This window comes from Bacteroides xylanisolvens (assembly GCF_018289135.1).
Taxonomy (GTDB): Bacteria; Bacteroidota; Bacteroidia; order Bacteroidales; family Bacteroidaceae; genus Bacteroides; species Bacteroides xylanisolvens.
On record NZ_CP072216.1, the window covers coordinates 890432 to 908551 of the forward strand.

General features: G+C 41.0%; 15 protein-coding genes and 1 pseudogene. 5 read left to right on the plus strand and 11 right to left on the minus strand.

The annotated features are described in order from the left end of the window. Nucleotides 1-20: 20 nt before the first annotated feature. Entirely contained in the window at nucleotides 21-1160 is a 1140-nt protein-coding gene (locus tag INE92_RS03845) for an aldose epimerase family protein (RefSeq protein ID WP_149944754.1), read from the minus strand. A 376-nt stretch (nucleotides 1161-1536) separates the two neighbouring features. Here INE92_RS03845 and INE92_RS03850 point away from each other — a divergent pair, with 376 nt between their 5' ends. Beyond that, nucleotides 1537-3519, plus strand: coding sequence for an alpha-L-arabinofuranosidase C-terminal domain-containing protein (locus INE92_RS03850; protein ID WP_008648244.1), 1983 nt, complete (start codon nucleotides 1537-1539; stop codon nucleotides 3517-3519). A 119-nt stretch (nucleotides 3520-3638) separates the two neighbouring features. Here INE92_RS03850 and galK read toward each other — a convergent pair whose 3' ends face one another. The 3 genes from galK to INE92_RS03865 are packed head-to-tail and all read right to left on the minus strand — an operon-like array spanning nucleotide 3639 to nucleotide 7330. After that, nucleotides 3639-4793, minus strand: coding sequence for a galactokinase (gene galK / locus INE92_RS03855; RefSeq protein WP_004297463.1), 1155 nt, complete (start codon nucleotides 4791-4793; stop codon nucleotides 3639-3641). Nucleotides 4794-4840: 47 nt separating this feature from the next. Further along, a complete protein-coding gene (locus tag INE92_RS03860; protein ID WP_004309167.1) occupies nucleotides 4841-6181 on the minus strand; it encodes an MFS transporter in 1341 nt (446 codons plus the stop codon). A gap of 51 nt (nucleotides 6182-6232) precedes the next feature. Beyond that, on the minus strand, nucleotides 6233-7330 hold the full coding sequence (locus tag INE92_RS03865) for an aldose epimerase family protein (protein WP_004307294.1): 1098 nt from the start codon (nucleotides 7328-7330) through the stop codon (nucleotides 6233-6235). 259 nt (nucleotides 7331-7589) lie between these two features. Here INE92_RS03865 and INE92_RS03870 point away from each other — a divergent pair, with 259 nt between their 5' ends. After that, nucleotides 7590-8561: a type I phosphomannose isomerase catalytic subunit gene (locus INE92_RS03870; protein ID WP_117515077.1), complete on the plus strand. Its 972-nt coding sequence runs from the start codon at nucleotides 7590-7592 to the stop codon at nucleotides 8559-8561. Between the two features lie 98 nt (nucleotides 8562-8659). Here the strand turns inward: INE92_RS03870 and INE92_RS03875 are convergent, their stop codons facing one another. Genes INE92_RS03875 through INE92_RS03885 form a run of 3 tightly spaced genes read right to left on the minus strand, consistent with a single transcriptional unit; the run spans nucleotide 8660 to nucleotide 13201 of the window. Further along, nucleotides 8660-10363, minus strand: a complete 1704-nt coding sequence (locus tag INE92_RS03875; RefSeq protein ID WP_195436406.1) for a response regulator — start codon at nucleotides 10361-10363, stop codon at nucleotides 8660-8662. Next, entirely contained in the window at nucleotides 10360-11004 is a 645-nt protein-coding gene (locus tag INE92_RS03880; protein WP_117515079.1) for a hypothetical protein, read from the minus strand. The genes INE92_RS03875 and INE92_RS03880 overlap by 4 nt, the downstream gene beginning before the upstream one ends. Continuing rightward, nucleotides 10982-13201 (minus strand): reverse transcriptase family protein, encoded by a 2220-nt coding sequence (locus INE92_RS03885; protein WP_118024020.1) that lies wholly within the window; start codon nucleotides 13199-13201, stop codon nucleotides 10982-10984. Before INE92_RS03885 ends, INE92_RS03880 begins: the two co-directional genes overlap by 23 nt. A gap of 278 nt (nucleotides 13202-13479) precedes the next feature. Between INE92_RS03885 and INE92_RS03890 the strand changes: the two genes are divergently transcribed. Both INE92_RS03890 and INE92_RS03895 read left to right on the plus strand, forming a co-directional pair. After that, entirely contained in the window at nucleotides 13480-14445 is a 966-nt protein-coding gene (locus INE92_RS03890) for a tyrosine-type DNA invertase cluster 3b (RefSeq protein WP_195436405.1), read from the plus strand. 334 nt (nucleotides 14446-14779) lie between these two features. Then, on the plus strand, nucleotides 14780-15358 hold the full coding sequence (locus INE92_RS03895) for a UpxY family transcription antiterminator (RefSeq protein WP_004307291.1): 579 nt from the start codon (nucleotides 14780-14782) through the stop codon (nucleotides 15356-15358). 154 nt (nucleotides 15359-15512) lie between these two features. Here INE92_RS03895 and INE92_RS03900 read toward each other — a convergent pair whose 3' ends face one another. After that, a complete protein-coding gene (locus INE92_RS03900) occupies nucleotides 15513-16448 on the minus strand; it encodes an ISAon1 family transposase (RefSeq protein WP_008025715.1) in 936 nt (311 codons plus the stop codon). 40 nt (nucleotides 16449-16488) lie between these two features. Then, on the minus strand, nucleotides 16489-16860 hold the full coding sequence (locus INE92_RS03905) for an ISAon1 family transposase N-terminal region protein (protein WP_008640050.1): 372 nt from the start codon (nucleotides 16858-16860) through the stop codon (nucleotides 16489-16491). Nucleotides 16861-16911: 51 nt separating this feature from the next. On the opposite strand from INE92_RS03905, the pseudogene INE92_RS03910 reads away from it, so the two are divergent. Beyond that, nucleotides 16912-17586, plus strand: a pseudogene (locus INE92_RS03910) (polysaccharide biosynthesis/export family protein); the annotation flags it as partial. On the opposite strand, the gene INE92_RS03915 reads toward INE92_RS03910, so the two are convergent. Both INE92_RS03915 and INE92_RS03920 read right to left on the minus strand, forming a co-directional pair. Further along, the gene (locus INE92_RS03915) at nucleotides 17579-18004 is read right to left on the minus strand and encodes an N-acetylmuramoyl-L-alanine amidase (RefSeq protein WP_004307289.1); all 426 of its coding nucleotides are present in this window, start codon (nucleotides 18002-18004) and stop codon (nucleotides 17579-17581) included. The pseudogene INE92_RS03910 and the gene INE92_RS03915 sit on opposite strands and share 8 nt — an antisense overlap. A gap of 4 nt (nucleotides 18005-18008) precedes the next feature. Continuing rightward, complete coding sequence (locus INE92_RS03920) at nucleotides 18009-18116, minus strand: smalltalk protein (RefSeq protein ID WP_004297473.1); 108 nt, start codon at nucleotides 18114-18116, stop codon at nucleotides 18009-18011. Between the last annotated feature and the right edge of the window lie 4 nt (nucleotides 18117-18120).

An 18120-nucleotide genomic window follows, 5' to 3' on the forward strand; every position in this document is an offset into this window, starting at 1 on the left:
ATATGATTTATGAGTTAATATTATTTCTCTACAGAGAATTTGAAAATACATTCACTATTATAAGTTTGTCCCGGTTCCAGTACAACAGAAGGCCAGTCTGCCTTGTTAGGACTGTCAGGATAATGTTGTGTCTCCAGACACACAGAAGCACGTTGGTTGTAAACGATGCCTTTCTTTCCGGTTACAGTTCCGTCGAGGAAGTTTCCTGTGTAAACCTGTACACCCGGTTCGTTGGTATATACTTCCAGAGTGATACCGCTTTCAGGTGAAGTGAGTTTTGCGGCAACTTGCGAAAGATCTCCCTTTGTGTTGAGTACCCAGTTGTGGTCATATCCTTTTCCGTTCTTCAGTTGAACGAAATCGTAGTTGTCGATTTCTTTGCCTATAGCTTTCGGAGTGGTGAAGTCCATCGGAGTGTCTTTCACAGGAGCGATTTCGCCTGTAGTCATAAAGGTACTGTCTACCGGAGTATAATAGTCTGCGTTTACATACAATATATTGTCGGTTGAAGCTTTTGACGGATCACCAGCCAGGTTGAAGTAAGAGTGGTTGGTCATATTGATGATCGTCTTTTTATCGGTAGTTGCGCTATATTTGATGTCGATAGCGTTGTCTTCAGTCAGTTTGTAAGTCACTTTAGCTGTCACATTACCCGGGAATCTTTCGTCTCCGTCCGGTGAGACAAGTGTCAGTTCCAGCGTTGTCGGATCAATCAGATTAGCTTCATAAACTTTGTATTGCCAACCTTTCGGGCCTCCGTGCAGGCAGTGGCCGAAATTGTTTTGCGGCAGTTGGATCGTGTCACCGTCCAATGCGAAACGTCCTTGGTTGATACGGTTTGCATAGCGTCCGATAGAAGCACCGAAGTCGCTGGGTACATTAATATAGTCAGCAATGCTGTCAAAACCTAAAACTACATCTTGCATCTTACCGTTCTTGTCGGGTACCATGACAGACACGATACGTCCTCCGAAGTTAGTGATGCATACTTCCATGCCTGCCTTGTTCTTTAAGGTATAAAGAGCTGTTTTGGCATTGTTCACTTCTGTTTGAAATTTTACCGGGTCAAGACCGGACAAGGTCAGTTCGGAAGCCGGCTTGTTATTGCACGCAACCAGCATCAGCGCGGCAAATCCTGCAAGTAGAAAATGTTTTTTCATGGTTTTATTTTTAATGTAAATGAGATATTTATCTTATTTTGGGTGTAAAAGTAACACTTTTGTTTGGTGTATCAAATACACTCTTATATGTTGTGCAGCATAAATGGTGTATTTTATGATTTTCCATACACCTTATTATATATAAATGTACGCTTTCCATCCGTTTGTTTTTCATATAATAGAGCGTGCAAATAGGTGCTTTTTAATCTGGTTTCGTATTATAAATATCAGATGCGGATGGAAAATTGTGCAAATGAATGGAATTTGATCCTTTTTGACCGATAAACACCTATTAATGATAAATTTGGGTACGGAGAAAATAGAGAATCTGATTATCTTTGCATTTTAACTATATATAATTTTTTTATTGAGAACCATGAGAAGATACGCAAATTTATTGGCAGTATTAGCCTTGTCTACTAACCTTGCCCTTCATGCGCAAACCAATGAGTTGGTGATACAGACGAAGAAGCTGGGTGCAGAAATCCAACCTACTATGTATGGACTCTTTTTTGAGGACATCAACTACGCTGCCGACGGCGGACTTTATGCCGAACTGGTGAAGAATCGTTCCTTTGAGTTTCCACAACACCTGATGGGATGGAAAACGTATGGAAAAGTGTCATTAATGAACGATGGTCCTTTTGAGCGTAATCCGCATTATGTGCGCCTTTCCGACCCCGGACACGCACATAAGCATACCGGATTGGATAACGAAGGTTTCTTCGGCATCGGTGTCAAGAAGGGAGAGGAGTATCGTTTCTCTGTTTGGGCGCGTTTGCCGCAAGGAAGTACGAAAGAAACATTGAGAATCGAACTTGTAGATACCCAATCAATGGGCGAACGTCAGGCACTTGTTGCAGGGAATCTTACGATTGATTCTAAGGACTGGAAAAAATACCAGATGATCTTGAAGCCCGGCAGTACTCATCCGAAATCCGTACTCCGTATTTTCCTTACCTCCAAAGGAACAGTAGATTTGGAGCACGTCTCCCTTTTTCCGGTTGATACCTGGAAAGGACATGAAAATGGGCTTCGTAAAGATTTGGCACAAGCATTGGCGGATATTCATCCCGGAGTCTTCCGCTTTCCCGGTGGTTGTATCGTAGAAGGTACCGACCTGGAGACTCGTTACGACTGGAAAAAATCAGTTGGCCCGGTAGAGAACCGTCCCTTAAATGAAAATCGTTGGCAGTATACTTTTACTCACCGATTCTTCCCTGATTATTATCAAAGCTATGGATTGGGATTCTACGAATATTTCCTGCTGTCTGAAGAAATGGGTGCGGCACCTCTGCCGATTCTGAATTGCGGACTTTCCTGCCAATATCAGAATAATGATCCGAAAGCTCACGTAGCAGTTTGTGATTTGGATAACTATATTCAGGATGCACTCGACCTGATTGAGTTTGCTAATGGAGACGTGAATACTACGTGGGGAAAAGTACGTGCCGATATGGGACATCCTGCTCCGTTTAACCTGAAGTTTATCGGTATCGGTAACGAACAATGGGGGAAAGAATATCCCGAACGTCTCGAACCGTTTATCAAAGCCATTCGTAAAGCTCACCCGGAAATCAAAATAGTAGGTAGCTCCGGTCCGAATTCCGAAGGAAAAGATTTTGATTATCTGTGGCCTGAAATGAAACGTCTGAAAGTTGATTTGGTGGACGAACATTTCTATCGTCCTGAAAGCTGGTTTCTGGCTCAAGGCGCCCGCTATGACAACTACGACCGTAAAGGTCCGAAAGTATTTGCCGGTGAATATGCCTGCCATGGAAAAGGAAAGAAATGGAATCATTACCATGCTGCTTTGCTAGAGGCTGCTTTTATGACCGGATTGGAACGTAATGCTGACATCGTTCACATGGCTACCTATGCTCCGCTTTTCGCTCATGTGGAAGGATGGCAATGGCGTCCTGATATGATTTGGTTCGATAACCTGAACTCTGTGCGTACCACTAGCTATTATGTACAACAACTGTATGCGCAGAATAAAGGAACAAATGTGCTTCCCCTTACCATGAATAAGAAAAATGTAACGGGAGCCGAAGGGCAGAACGGACTCTTTGCCAGTGCTGTTTACGATAAGGATAAGAATGAACTGATTGTAAAGGTTGCCAATACCTCCGCCACAGCTCAACCGATTTCCTTGAATTTTGAAGGATTGAAGAAACAAGATGTACTGTCTAATGGTCGTTGTATCAAACTTCGTTCGCTTGATTTGGATAAGGATAATACACTTGAACAACCTTTTGCCATCGTTCCGCAGGAAACTCCGGTATCTATTGAAGGCAATGTGTTTACTACCGAATTGGAACCCACTACGTTTGCAGTATATAAATTTACGAAGAAATAAGTAGAACTAATTAGATGTTATTAGATTAATAGATTTTAGATTTTTGTTAATTGTAAAAAGTAAGGGCGGCTCCCATCACGGAAGCCGCCCTTCTTAATTATTTAATAACGAATAAATTCTTATTCCAGTCTACGAGAACCGTCACCGATTACTACGTCATACACTTTCGGGCTTCTGCCGAATTTAGCTTTGAAAGCAGCTTTTGTTTTTTCAACGAAGTTATCGTACAACTCATCCTTAACAAGGTTGATAGTACAACCACCGAAGCCGCCACCCATAACGCGTGAACCGGTTACACCGTACTCTTTAGCGCAGTCATTCAGGAAGTCGAGTTCTTCGCAGCTTACTTCGTACAACTTGCTCATGCCGTGATGAGTTTCGTACATCTTCTTACCTACAGTTTCGTAATCATCCTTTTCCAATGCCTCGCAAACATCGAGTACACGTTGGATTTCTTCGATTACATATTCTGCACGCATATAGTCTTCAGCGCTGATATCAGCTTTCGCTTCTTCTAGCATAGCCATTGTACAGTCGCGCAGGAATTCTACGTGCGGATGTTTTTTCTGGATAGCGGCAACAGCAGCTTCACAGCTTTGGCGACGCTTGTTATAAGCAGAAGAAGCCAATTCGTGTTTCACAACTGAATCCATCAGAACCAGACGATAACCTTCCGGATGGAATGGGAAATACTGATACTCCAGTGAACGGCAATCCAGACGGATCAAGCTACCAGCTTTACCGAATACGGAAGCAAACTGGTCCATAATACCGCAGTTCACACCACAGTAATTATGTTCTGTAGCCTGGCCAACTTTAGCCAATTCAAATTTATCTATTTTGTTTTCACCGAACAGTTCGTTCAGTGCGAAAGCATACGTACTTTCCAAAGCGGCAGAAGAAGACATACCTGCACCCAGAGGCACATCACCTGCGAAAGCAGTATTGAATCCCTTCACATCAACGCCACGTTTAATCATTTCACGGCATACACCGAAAATATATCTTGCCCAGCTGGCGCGTGGAGCATCTTCTTCATTCAAACCAAATTCTACATAATCCTTCAAGTCGATAGAGTAAGCCTTTACTTTGTCAGTACCGTTAGGTTTGATTTCAGCAATCATCCCTTTGTCTACCGCTCCCGGAAAAACGAATCCACCGTTGTAGTCAGTGTGTTCACCGATCAGGTTGATACGGCCCGGAGAAGCATATAAAAATCCAGTAGTTCCGTCAAAGTGTTTAATGAATCGACTTCTTACGTATTCTGTATCCATGATATTTATATTTTAAAGGTGAATAAATTGAATTCTATTCTATGTGATTATTCCACAGGAATATCCTTATTTACATTCTTGCAACCTACCAAGCCGTAGAACAACAGGTAAGCCAGAGCAGCGATAATCAACCAGTAGCTAGCCATATAACCTACAGAGTCAGAGATACTTTGTTGGATCAACGGCAATACACCACCACCAACAACCATCATCATAAAGATACCGGAAGCCTGTGCTGTATATTTTCCTAAGCCTTCTACTGCAAGGTTGAAGATACCACCCCACATTACAGAAGTACAAAGACCGCAAAGTACAAGGAACAAGGCACTTACAGGAACCTGTGCCATCATAAAGCCTTCACCTACAGTATAACCCGGCATTGAAACCGTTACATCTTTCGGAGTGAAGATAGCGATCAATACGAAAATGATAGCAGTAGCAGAAACAGCGATCAACTGTGCACGGCTGGAAACCTTACCACTGATAGCACTACTTGCAGTACGTCCCACAAGCATCAGCAACCAATAGATAGCAGCGATAGCACCACCGATAGCAGCACCGTTCATCATGATACCGGCACCTTTATCGCTTGAATCGGCAAGATAGAAGTTCAGTGTACCCGGGATACCAATTTCAATACCTACATAAATAAAGATACCGATTACACCCAGTAAAGTGTGACGGAAGCTCCATGGACTGTGAGAGAATTTTTCTTTCTTCACTCCACCTTTCTGAAGGTGTGGTTCAGGAATAGCAACAAATGAGATAACGATAAATGCAGCAACGAATACACCCATAGCAACGAAGAGCAGAGGAGCAACGTCAGACATAGCAGTACTTGAAGTAACAGTACCGATCAAAGCACCTACGAAAAGCGGAGTCAATGTACCAGACAAAGAATTAAGAGCTCCACCAGTCTGAATCAACTGGTTACCTTTGTTACCACCGCCACCGAGAAGGTTCAACATCGGGTTTACCACTGTGTTAAGCATACAAACGCAGAAACCGCAGATGAATGCACCAAGCAGATAGATTACAAAGTTTAATTTGATAACATACTCACCGAATGCGAATACTTCAGCACCTGCTCCGAATAAGCTGGAAAGATACTGTGTGAACAAACCGAGGAAACCTACTGCCATTGCAATCAAAGCAGTCTTCTTGTAACCGATCTTAACGAGCATGTTACCGGCAGGAATTCCCATAAACAGGTAAGCCAGGAAGTTCATCATATTTCCCATCATACCTAAAGTGTTCGAACCCGCATATTCATTTCTCCAGATTGTTCCGAATGGAGCAGCGAGGTTTGTTACGAAAGAGATCATCGCAAAGATGAAGAACATCGTGATAATTGCGACGAGATTACCGTTCTTTTTTTCTTGTGTCATGGTTCAAAAAAAATGTTAGTTTATAAAATTAGGTTAGTTATTTTTCAAATCTTATTCTTCTACCGTAAATTTGTAGACAGTGATCTGTTGGTATTCATCACCCGGCAGCAAGGTAGCCGATGGGAAATGAGGTTTGTTCGGAGTATCCGGGAAACACTGTGCTTCAAAGCAGATAGCGCTTCTGGCAGGGAATGTAGCTCCGTGTGCACCTTCAAATCCGTTGAGCCAGTTGCCCGTATAGAGTTGTACCCCCGCTTCGGTGGTATATACTTCCATGATACGTCCGCTTTCCGGGTCCTTGCAAGTGGCAGCCAGGTCGAGCGAACCGCTTTCCATCTTGTTCAGTACATAACAGTGGTCATATCCTGCACCGAAAATCAGTTGCTGGAATTTGTCGTCGATACGTTCGCCTACAGTGTGCGGAGCACGGAAATCCATCGGAGTACCTTCTACTTTGGCAATTTCACCGGTAGGGATAGAAACTTCGTCGATAGGCGTATAGAAATCAGCGTTGATCGTAACGATGTGGTTGTTAACGGTAGGAGTAGGGTTGGAAATACCGGCGAGGTTGAAGAAACCGTGGTTAGTCAAGTTAACGACTGTAGCTTTGTCGGTGGTAGCGCGGTATTCGATAGTCAGTGCATTTACTTCATTTTCCAGGCGGTAAGTCATTTCCACTTCCAGATTGCCGGGGAATCCCTCTTCGCCGTCAGCAGAAACATAGTTGAATTGCACTGTGCTCTCATCAATCTGGACAGCATCCCAAACACGGGCGTGGAAACCGGTAGGTCCACCATGTAGAGAGTTAGGTCCGTTGTTAATCGTGAGTTCATGTTCTTCGCCGAACAAGGTGAATTTTCCTTTCGCGATACGGTTGCCGTAGCGTCCGATAGTAGTGCTTAGGAAAGGTTCCGGGCTGTTGATGACGTGGTCGATGCTGTCGTGTCCGAGGATTACATTAGCATACTTACCGTTTTTGTCCGGTACCATGATAGAAAGAATGGCGCATCCGTAATTGGTTACAGCTACTTCCATTCCCTTTGTGTTTTTGAGGATAAATAAATCAGTTTTCTTATCATTTATATCCTTTTGGAAATCTTTCCGGCTGAGCCCTGATAGATTCCCTTCTGTTGGGAATGTGTTATTCATGTCTGGTATTATTAAAAATTTCCTGCAAATAAAGGGAAATTCTTTCTTACTCACAAATTATTCCGACTAAATATGACAGGTGCTTTAGGAAAGTTTAGCTTTATTACTTCATCTTCTTTGGATGCAAGGACAAAAGATGATTTCTTAAATGAATTTTCATCCTCCTTTTCTTAAAAACTGAACTATTTTTTGTATGTTTGTTCCCGGATTGTAACAATCCGAGCGAATTTAATCTAAGTTTATAACAAGAAAAACAAAAATGTATCCATTAAAATTCGAACCTATTCTGAAGCAGACGCTTTGGGGGGGCGACAAAATTATTCCGTTCAAGCATTTGAATTCAGACTTGAAAGGAGTAGGAGAAAGCTGGGAGATTTCCGGTGTTGAGAACAATGAATCCGTAGTGGCTAATGGCCCGGATAAAGGTTTAACCTTGGCCGATATGGTAAGAAAGTATCGTGAGGAACTGGTTGGTGAAGCGAATTATGCCCGTTTCGGCAATAAATTCCCACTGCTCATTAAGTTCATCGACGCCAAACAGGATTTGTCAATCCAGGTACACCCAACAGATGAGTTGGCGAAGAAACGCCACAATTCGATGGGAAAAACCGAGATGTGGTATGTGGTAGATGCCGACAAAGGAGCTAAATTGCGTTCAGGATTCTCTGAACAGATTACCCCGAAAGAATATAAAGAACGCGTGTTGAACAATACGATTACCGACGTATTGCAGGAATATGAAATTCATCCGGGTGATGTATTCTTCCTTCCTGCCGGACGTGTGCACAGCATCGGGGCAGGTTCTTTCATCGCCGAGATTCAGCAAACTTCTGATATAACTTATCGTATCTACGATTTCAACCGTAAAGATGCGAATGGTAAAACCCGCGAACTTCACACCGATTTAGCCCGTGAAGCCATCAACTACGAAGTATTGGATGACTATCGTACTAAATACGAACCGTTGAAGGACGAACCGGTAGAACTGGTTGCCTGCACTTACTTCACGACTTCTCTGTATGACATGACTGAAGAAATCAGTTGCGACTATTCCGAACTCGATTCATTCGTGATTTTTATCTGTATGGAAGGATCATGCAAGATGAGAGACAATGAAGGTAATGAACTGACTGTTAGTGCAGGAGAATCTATCCTGTTGCCTGCTACCACGCAAGATGTCACTATCACTCCCGAAGGAGGAAATGTGAAATTGCTGGAAACATACGTATAAAACGAGAAAAACATAAAAAATGAAGGGGCATTCTTCTGAAGGATGTCCCTTATTATTCGGTAAAGTGGTAAAATATAGGCAAGAAAATGTGCAGAATACTATGCATTGTCCATGAAATCGATGATGAGAGCCATCATTTTTAGAAGTCTTTTTTCTAAATCAATATTGGGAGTGCTACTTCCTCCATGGGTATTGTTGTTTCTTGTAGAGTTTAATTCCAATAATGTCATGAAATGCCGGTTTGTGGTACGGGCGAACATCCATGATCCAATTCGTGCATATGATCCCAATTCTAACTCTTTTTCTGTACGACTACCTTGTGTTTGTTGGATCAAGTTGCCATTCCATATATTGTCATATATCATTTTTAGCTGTTCAGAACAATTAATATCCTTTCCTTTTGTGTCTTCGCAATAAATATCCTTTTTATTCTTGATTTTGATATACATTCCAGTACTTGTTTCTGCGAAAAGTTCTAGTATCTGATAATATGACAAGTAAGCATACCGTAAATACCTTTCATCGAAACGATAATTCGTCAACATTACCCAAGCTATTTCTATTTGTTCCTTTATATTATAAAGCATCCTTTCTCTAATAGGAACACTTATTGTGCTTGTTTTATCGTTTAATCTGTCCAAAATCTGTTTTTCATTTTTTGCCACTTGCTTGAGAAAACGACTTTTAGAGATTGCGTCAACAGACTGTTTTAATAACTCTTCCAGTTTTTCTTTAGAACAACTTTTATCAAAAATAGATTCTTTAGTGATGTAAGCAAATACATTTCTGTTTAAAGCATATTGCAGGTTCCACGCCTTATTGGAGGCTGTCACGATGATAATTTGGATTCCCTTATCAAGTGTTTGTAGCACATTGATAACATCAAAGCTGGAGAAGTCTGTTTTCTTTTTAAAGTCATCTTGCAGTAGCCGGATGTCAAGTAATACTAAATGATACGGTTCAAACGGCCTTTCTTCAATCGCTTCCTTTACTTTCTGGAGTAAGGTCGCTTTGGTGTCGGATGCATAATCAAAGCCTTTCAGGGTGTTTACTTCAATGTTGGAGTAGTGAGAAAATAATGCCTTGTAAAGTTCACCCCATCCTTTATCTGCTTCATCATCAATAATGAGAATGCGCTTTTTTTCCGACCCTGACTCTGATGAATACGGAGGATAATCAATCGTAACTTTAACGTCAGATTCGGGGTGTTGCGATATAACATACCTGTAATATAAATTCCTTTCAATATGATTTGCTATCGCTGGTTTGATATTCAGACATGTAGACCATTGGTATAAAGACCATTCGCTCGTTATAGAATGATGGGAAAGATAGTTGTTAGGTTGAGGTATATGAGTTTTTTCTAGATATGCTTCATAATTTTCCAGATGTTTATAGCTCTGAATATTGTCAATGACATTTTTCACTTTTTCTTTAGAGTAAGATAAAAGTTCCACCGCCGGAGTCTGTAGAATGGAGGAATAATCTGAAAGACGTAATAATTCAGTGATATTTTCTGAACCAATTAAGAAAATGGGTAGCTTTCCTACTCCTTCACCTCTGGTTATAATACGTATATAGTGTGCCATCTGAAGTCCTTGCAATTCTATAGCATTATCAGATAATGTGTTCATAATAAAAATGGCTGTGACTCCTTCCTTTTTGTAGCTTTCTGATAAGTCATTGAATGTCAGGTAAAATCTTTCATCAACAGTGCGTCCGGAAGTGGCTAAACGGATGTTTTGAAAATAATCAAGTTGCGAAAATACATTTTCTTCATAGTAAATCAAGGCCGGTTTCATATTTTTTGTTTTATAAGTGAGGATATACTATTAATCTGTTCGCGCAATAGAGTCGGATTGTACTCTTTATCTTCATGCACACATTCGGTTAGCGAAGCATTGTCGGCTAATTCTAATACATAGCTGTCTAAATCAAGTTCGGAATATGTCCGCGTGTCGTCTTCGGATTCAAGCCATTCTATCAATTTATTTCTTGTATTCATTAATATGGCAACTTCATAATCTTCTCCGAATTCTATTTTTTCAAGTATCAGCGGATTTTCTGCTTTTATATCTTGCACTATGCATGGCAATGCCTGTGTGTAAAATTTGTCGACGCTCAGTTGCAATACATTATCACTCATGTAGGAGTAGGAATAACGTCCGGAAAAGAAAATGAGTGGAATACTGTTTTTCCGGCATATCTCTTTTAACTGCTCCTCTATTTTTTCTACAAATGTGTGATGGCAACAAATAATTGCATATTCTGCCATATTAAATGTTTTGTTGTTGGAACGAACTCCTTCAATAAAAGTATTACATTCATTCCCTGTCAGGATGTGAAGCTGGTCGCAGTTCTTCAGTGTGTTGTTTACTTCCTCATTTATTGAAGCAAGCTCTTCCCGCCGTGTTTTCTTTTCATCTATAATTAGGATTTTCATAAGCATAATGTTTATATATACGGATTCGGTGAGTGAATCCCTTTACTCCATCTGAAAGCAAAGGTTCCGCTATTGTCCGATCAGGCTGAATACTATTTAAATAATTGATGCGGAATGCTCCATCTTTACATTGTGTTTCCACATACCAGTCGCATAAGTTTGCCATTTTTCTTTTCAATTCACAAAAATCTCCAGATTCAGTTTCCTGGATCAGTTGTAGGTGAGTGGCATAATAATCCGAATCCTTTTGACAAAGTAGGATATCTACATAATCAGAACCAAGGTCTTCAACTCTAACGAGAATGTCGGGAAACTGCTTCCTTTGTGCCATATCATGTAGTATGTCAGATAGAATATTACGTATCATATATACGTTTGTATATAATTTGACATCTGTTAGTTCAAACGTAACATGAAAATCGAAATTTAAATATTGCCTGACTAGTTCTCGTAGAAGTTTCTTTAGTTGGCGTGTTTCCGGTCTGAGCTGAAATTCAGATTTAAATAGCTCTACGATATCGCTGAAATAGTTCAATTTTACATTATTTGCTATTTCGCGTTTATTTTCCGGAATCGGACAATCGAAAGGAGAACGCTCCGGATGTTCAGAACACCATGCTTTTAGCCATGAAGAACTCCATCCGGATTTTATTTTATATTGCCCCCATCCTCTGTTGTTGAGGGGATTATGTAGAAAACCGTAAAAACAATAAAAAAGATTTTTATCTATTGTTTTAAAACGTCCGGTTATCTCTTTAAATGCAATTTGTTCCTTTCGGATAAAATCCTCATACCCTTCAAATTTGCAATTGTCCGCATTTCCGTCCCAGATATGAGTGATAAATTTGAGCGGATCGTTTTTGCTGAAATTCTCATATAAAAAGGATGGTAGTAGTGTGGCATTGTGTATTGGTTCCTTAAAGACAGTCTGTGTGGGAATGTCAGATGCTTTTAAAGTTAAACAAGACAGAGCTTTGGTAAGTGAAGTATAGAGGGGGGTGTCTTTTAATAGATGTATATTGATATTTGTACTAATTGTTTTATACCATTTATTTAGCTCTTCTATACTTAATTTAGAGTTTTGTACCGCATCACAGAAGTCGAGTATATTCTTTTTCCATTCTTTCCATTGAGGAATATATAAGTAGATAAATTTGTTTCGCAATGTTTTATAAGTAGCATCACTGTTTCCTTTTATCATCTGCATATATTGGATTTTTCCATTTAAATAATGGGATAATTGAGGTATGTCGGAATGGTTGCCTTTCGTTTTCTTTATATCTGAAGCGAGATACATCTGCGCGCGTTCATATCCATACCGTTCCCATAGATATAAATATAACCGAATCTCTTTGACATACGATTTTGAGACATTGACCTTCTCATTGATTGTTAAGCCGCAAACAGTTTGCCTGTATCCTCTGCCTTCTGCTCTGGTTTTGGAAGGCTGAATTTGAAAGTTCTGTCCCGAAATGATCCTGACTAGTTCTTGCTGGAACTCTGTGTTGTTTGCGATGTCCTGATAGGATGAGAAAGTTATATCATCTGCATAGCGTGTATATCTAGCACTGAATCTTTTGGCAAGTCCGGTAAGCTTTCGATCCAGACGCAGGCTTACAATGTTGGACAAAATGGGAGAAGTCGGTGCGCCTTGAGGTAAGAAGGTTCTGCTGCCGTCATTAGTACAACATATATTGGCTATACAATAAGCTATCCTTTCTTTATCTCCATTCAGATTGAATGGAGGTAATGATAGACAAGCCTTTACCCGATAAAGAGAAATAGAAGTAAAAAAGTCTTTTAAATCTAAATGAAAAACATAAGGCATTCTTACGTGTGGTTTTGCTGCGTCACTTATGTTTTGTCCCAAAATAAACCCCTTAGCGGCAGGATGAGGGTGATAAAGACTGGACAGGATAAAGTTCAGACATATTTGCAGACGTTTTAAGTCTTTTACAGGTGCTTGTATCTCACGCGTTTTTCCGTTCTTTTTAGGAATTAAAAACTTGTAATATGCATCTTTAGCTAATTTATAGTTACTAAAGTAAGTCACGTCTTTTAGTGGAATTCTTTTATGTGTACCTTTACATAAGAATGACCAAACCTCATTCATTAGTTTAGTCAAATCCGCAACAGTCTTTATTTCTTGAAAAGACCGGGTTACTTGCTGACGTATCTTAATCTCTTGCTCTGTCATTAAAATAAGGAAAGTATACTAAAAAAATTCTTTATGTATAAACGAGCACGCAGAGCGGTCTGCGACTACGGCAAATGATAAAACCTATAGTCTTCCGAAGAAGACATCAAGCCGATCTGTTAATTTCTTAACCAGCTTGCTAAATTCAATTTATGTAATAGTATACCTTCCTTGTGTGCAAAGATAAGATTTTCGTTTGAAATAGGAAAGAATTAGAAAGTTTTTCGTTCTTTTGCCGCTTGCCAAATGGTATAATATACAAAATAACTAATGATGTAATGAGGAACAAAAATGGATTTAGCCGATGTGCAGAGTTCTACATCGGCCGTTTGCGAAAGGAGGGACGCTATTCTACGGCGCATGTCTACAAGAATGCTCTCTTCTCTTTCAGCAAGTTTTGCGGCACGCTCAATGTGTCGTTCAGACAAGTCACCCGGGAAAGTTTACGACGCTACGGGCAGTATCTTTACAAGTGTGGCTTGAAGCCCAATACGATCTCTACGTATATGCGTATGCTTCGTAGTATTTATAACCGGGGAGTAGAAGCGGGCATTGCGCCATACGTGCCGCGATTGTTTCATGATGTTTATACCGGTGTCGATGTTCGCCAGAAGAAGGCCCTGCCTGCTGTCGAATTGTATAAGCTTCTGTATGAGGACCCCAAGTCGGAGCGTTTGCGTCGTACACAGGCTATTGCTGCCCTGATGTTCCAGTTTTGCGGAATGTCGTTCGCAGATTTAGCCCACCTGGAGAAATCGGCACTCGATCAGAATGTGTTGCGATACAACCGTATCAAAACTAAAACCCCGATGAGTGTGGAAGTACTTGATACAGCCAGGGAAATGATTAACCAGCTTCGCAATAGGGAAGATGCACAACCCGATTGTCCGGATTATCTGTTTGACATCCTTAGCGGCGATCAAAAACGTCTGGATGAAAGAGGGTACCGGGAATATCAGTCCGCTCTTCGCCAATTCAATAATTGTTTGAAGGACTTGGCAAGAGCTTTGCATTTGCAATCTCCCGTCACTTCCTATACACTTCGCCATTCTTGGGCAACGACAGCGAAGTATCGGGGAGTACCTATTGAAATGATTAGTGAATCATTGGGCCATAAATCTATAAAAACCACACAAATCTATTTGAAAGGCTTTGGACTTAAAGAACGTACAGAGGTAAATAAAGGGAATTTATCTTACATTAAAAACTGTTGTGTAGGCAGGGTGAAAAGTGCAAAGTATTAGTATTCAGAACTAAAGTATGTGTGTTACTTCTTAGGTAACGGAACTTAAATTTGACGCAAAGATAGACAAAAACATAAATAGTAAGCAAATATTCTTCCACTTTTTTTCGTTTTATCTGAAATATAGGAAAAAAACTATCCGAACATGAAATAACTTTATTTTCATGTTCTAAACTTTTTATTGCCTAATCTCTGGATTTTTCCTGTTGAGTATTAGGCAGTTCCTTTCTTGTGCCCTATTCCTATATGTGATTTCCATTTTTATAGAGACGCGCGCCTTGTGTGTGTATTGTCCGTTACCTAAGAAGTAACGGAATAACATGGGGTAAAAAAACATGATTTTAACAAAACCAAAATCACTTAGTGCTGGGCCTAGCGATGGGACAGGGGAAGGCGTAGCACACTCTAAACGCTGGTATGTTGCTCTGGTTCGTATGCACCACGAGAAGAAGGTAGCCGAACGTTTAGACAAAATGGGGATCGAGAATTTCGTCCCTGTCCAACAAGAAATTCATCAGTGGAGTGACCGGCGCAAGGTAGTTGAGTCTGTCCTTCTTCCAATGATGGTGTTTGTGCACGTAAATCCGAAAGAACGCAAAGAAGTTCTGGGTTTTTCTACAGTGAGCCGTTATATGGTGATGCGTGGTGAGAGCTCTCCGGCGGTGATTCCAGATGAGCAGATGGCTCGTTTCCGTTTCATGCTCGACTATTCCGAGGAAGCTATTTGTATGAACAGCTCTCCTTTGGCACGTGGTGAGAAGGTCCGTGTTGTGAAAGGACCTCTGACCGGGCTGGTTGGTGAACTGGTCAATGTCGATGGCAAAAGCAAGATTGCCGTCCGGCTGAATATGCTGGGATGCGCTTGCGTTAATATGCCTATTGGCTATGTCGAGGCTGTCTGCGAGAAAAACTAATCCCGTCATCATTTATCCACCATTTACATGAATACGAAATTATCCGGTGCTTTTGCACTGATATTCTTTTTCTTCTTTCTCTCGGCTTGCCAGTCCTATAAGAAAGTACCGGCTCAGTTGTAATTCTTGGGGGATTAAGTTTAGTCAATTCCCTTCATGCATATACCTTTGCTAGCCTAAAAAGGAAGAAGCTCATATCCACTACTCCTCTAAATGATGCCCTAAATGCTTTGATTTTAGCATTAAATGCTTCCGCTGCTGCATTTGTACTCCTGTTCACAAAGAAGTTCAGAATCCTTTCATAATGATTCTCAATAGAGTTTGCTACTGTTGTGAATGTATCGTATCCATATTCTTCAATCTTATTATACCATAGTGCCAGCTTTGCTCTTGCTACATCCTTGTCATAGTTTGTGGAAAAGATCTTTCCCAACTCCAATGAGTAGTAATATACGTGCTTAATATCTTCAAACTGCTTGAAAAGTAATTCTGCCCTGATTTTCTGACTCTTGGTCCATTTATCAGGTGATTTAAATAATAAATATCTGCTTCTGGCCAATAATTGCCTGAGTGTATCTCCGTTTTCGAGTTCTTCTGCTTTATATACTTCCCCCTTCTCTTTTGCCGCTTTCATAGCTTTATTCTCCTCTTTTATCACTTGCCATCTATATGTAATGCGCAACTCTTGTACAGCTTCGTATACAAGTTTTTGTACATGAAACCTATCAATCACCTGCATGGCACGTGGAAAGCACGTTTTGGCAATCTTTTGCATGCTCCCGGCCATATCCAGTGTAATTTCTTTGACCTGATTACGCAGCTCCTGTGGCATCTTTGTAAGTACCGCAATGATATCATCGGTTTTAGTGCCCTGAATTACAGCTATAATAGAACCTTTCCTACCTCGCTTATCTCTATTTATTAAGATGGTATAAAGATCTCCCTTACTTAAAGCCGTTTCGTCAATACATAGGTGATAACCCATATTCTTTGGATAAAGGATATACTCTTGGGCATGTGCTCTCTGATCCCAATTCTGGAAGTCACTCAGGTGGTCTTTATATTGGCTTTGAAGCTGTTTGCCATCCATACAGTAATGCTCAGCTACACTTTGGCAGCTAACGGCGTGATTATCTAAGTAATTCTTTTAAAAAAGCACCGAACTCAGCGGTTATGCGAGTACCGGTGGCTACCAAACTCCAGTCACGACTATATGTCTGCCCAGTGGATGGATCTTCCCAGCGACGACGCTTGATACGTAAATAAACGGCTTTACCACGGATAGGGAAGTCCTGAACTTCAATCTCAGGGAGGAAACCTTTTGAGTGAAGATGGAGATCAGAGTACTCAGCAGGAATAGTGGCTTTCTCCTCTAGATAAAGAATAAAGCAAGTATCCTGAGAAACATGATTGACTAGGGTAAAGTAATCAAGGATTCCTGAAGGCAAGAACAAGCTTAAAGAAGCAACAGGATCAATCGTTTGGGAAGAGGATGTTTTCATGATGCAAAAATAAGAATTTTAACGCAATCCCCCAAGGTTTCAGACTGAGCCAAAGTACCTTACTTGCAGGATGCGGAGATTTTGAAACAGGCGAATACGCAAGTTGCGCCTGTTCAGGACGCAAGACTGATACCGGGTGATGAAGTTTCCATTCTTGTTTCCACTTCCGATCCGGTTGTTTCGCAGCCTTTCAATGCGCAAGGCAGTACGTTTCTATTGGACGATCAGGGAAATATCAATTATCCGGTTTTAGGTAAACTTCCTTTGAACGGTTTAACAAGTCGTGAAGCTGAAAACCTGATAACGGATAGACTGAAATCTTACGTGAAAGAAAGACCTACGGTAGTAGTCCGTATGTCCGGTTTTAAAATTTCCGTTTTGGGCGAAGTGGCCTCTCCCGGTGTTTATCCGGTAGTGAATGAGCAGATCAATGTGCTCGAGGCCCTTGCCATGGCAGGAGATTTGACTATTTATGGTGTTCGTGATAATGTAAAACTAATCCGCGAAGACAGGAATGGGCATAAACAGTTTGTTACACTCAATCTGAACGACGCGGATTTGTTATTATCTCCTTACTATCAGTTGCAACAGAATGACATCCTGTATGTCACTCCTAATAAAACCAAAGCGCAGAGCGCAGACATCGGAACAAGTACGACGATGTGGGTTTCGGGATTTTCCATTCTGGTATCTATTGCCAGTTTGCTGGTCAATATACTTAGATAATACCATCTAATTCCCGGTACTCCTCCGTACAATTAAAACACGGACACTCCTTTATCGGATTCAAATCATGATGGCCTACAATCAACGTCTTAGGAAATATTTTCCTCAATTCGCGGAGCAGACCGAGCAAAGAAGCCCGTTGTGCCAATGTACGCGTGTCTTTGGGACGTCCCGCCATATCCAGCCCTCCTTCGTAACAAATACCTATCGAATGGGTGTTATGGTCACGGCAGTGTGCCCCGACCTTTTCCAGAGGACGGCCTTGGTAGATTTCTCCATCCCGGGTGATGTAGAAATGATAGCCGATGTCACGGAATCTCCGGTGAAGGATATGATCTTGACGGCAAGCCTCCGCCGAAAGGGACTTTCCTTCCGGCGTGGCACTGCAATGAATGATAATCAGAGTGATGGTACGCATAAGGCTACATACAGCTCTGTACTCCGATCAGACCTCCGATAGCGGTGGCAACGGTGATAATCACTTTGATGATGAAGCTCCATACGGAGCGGGGAGAAGATGAATTACTCATGATG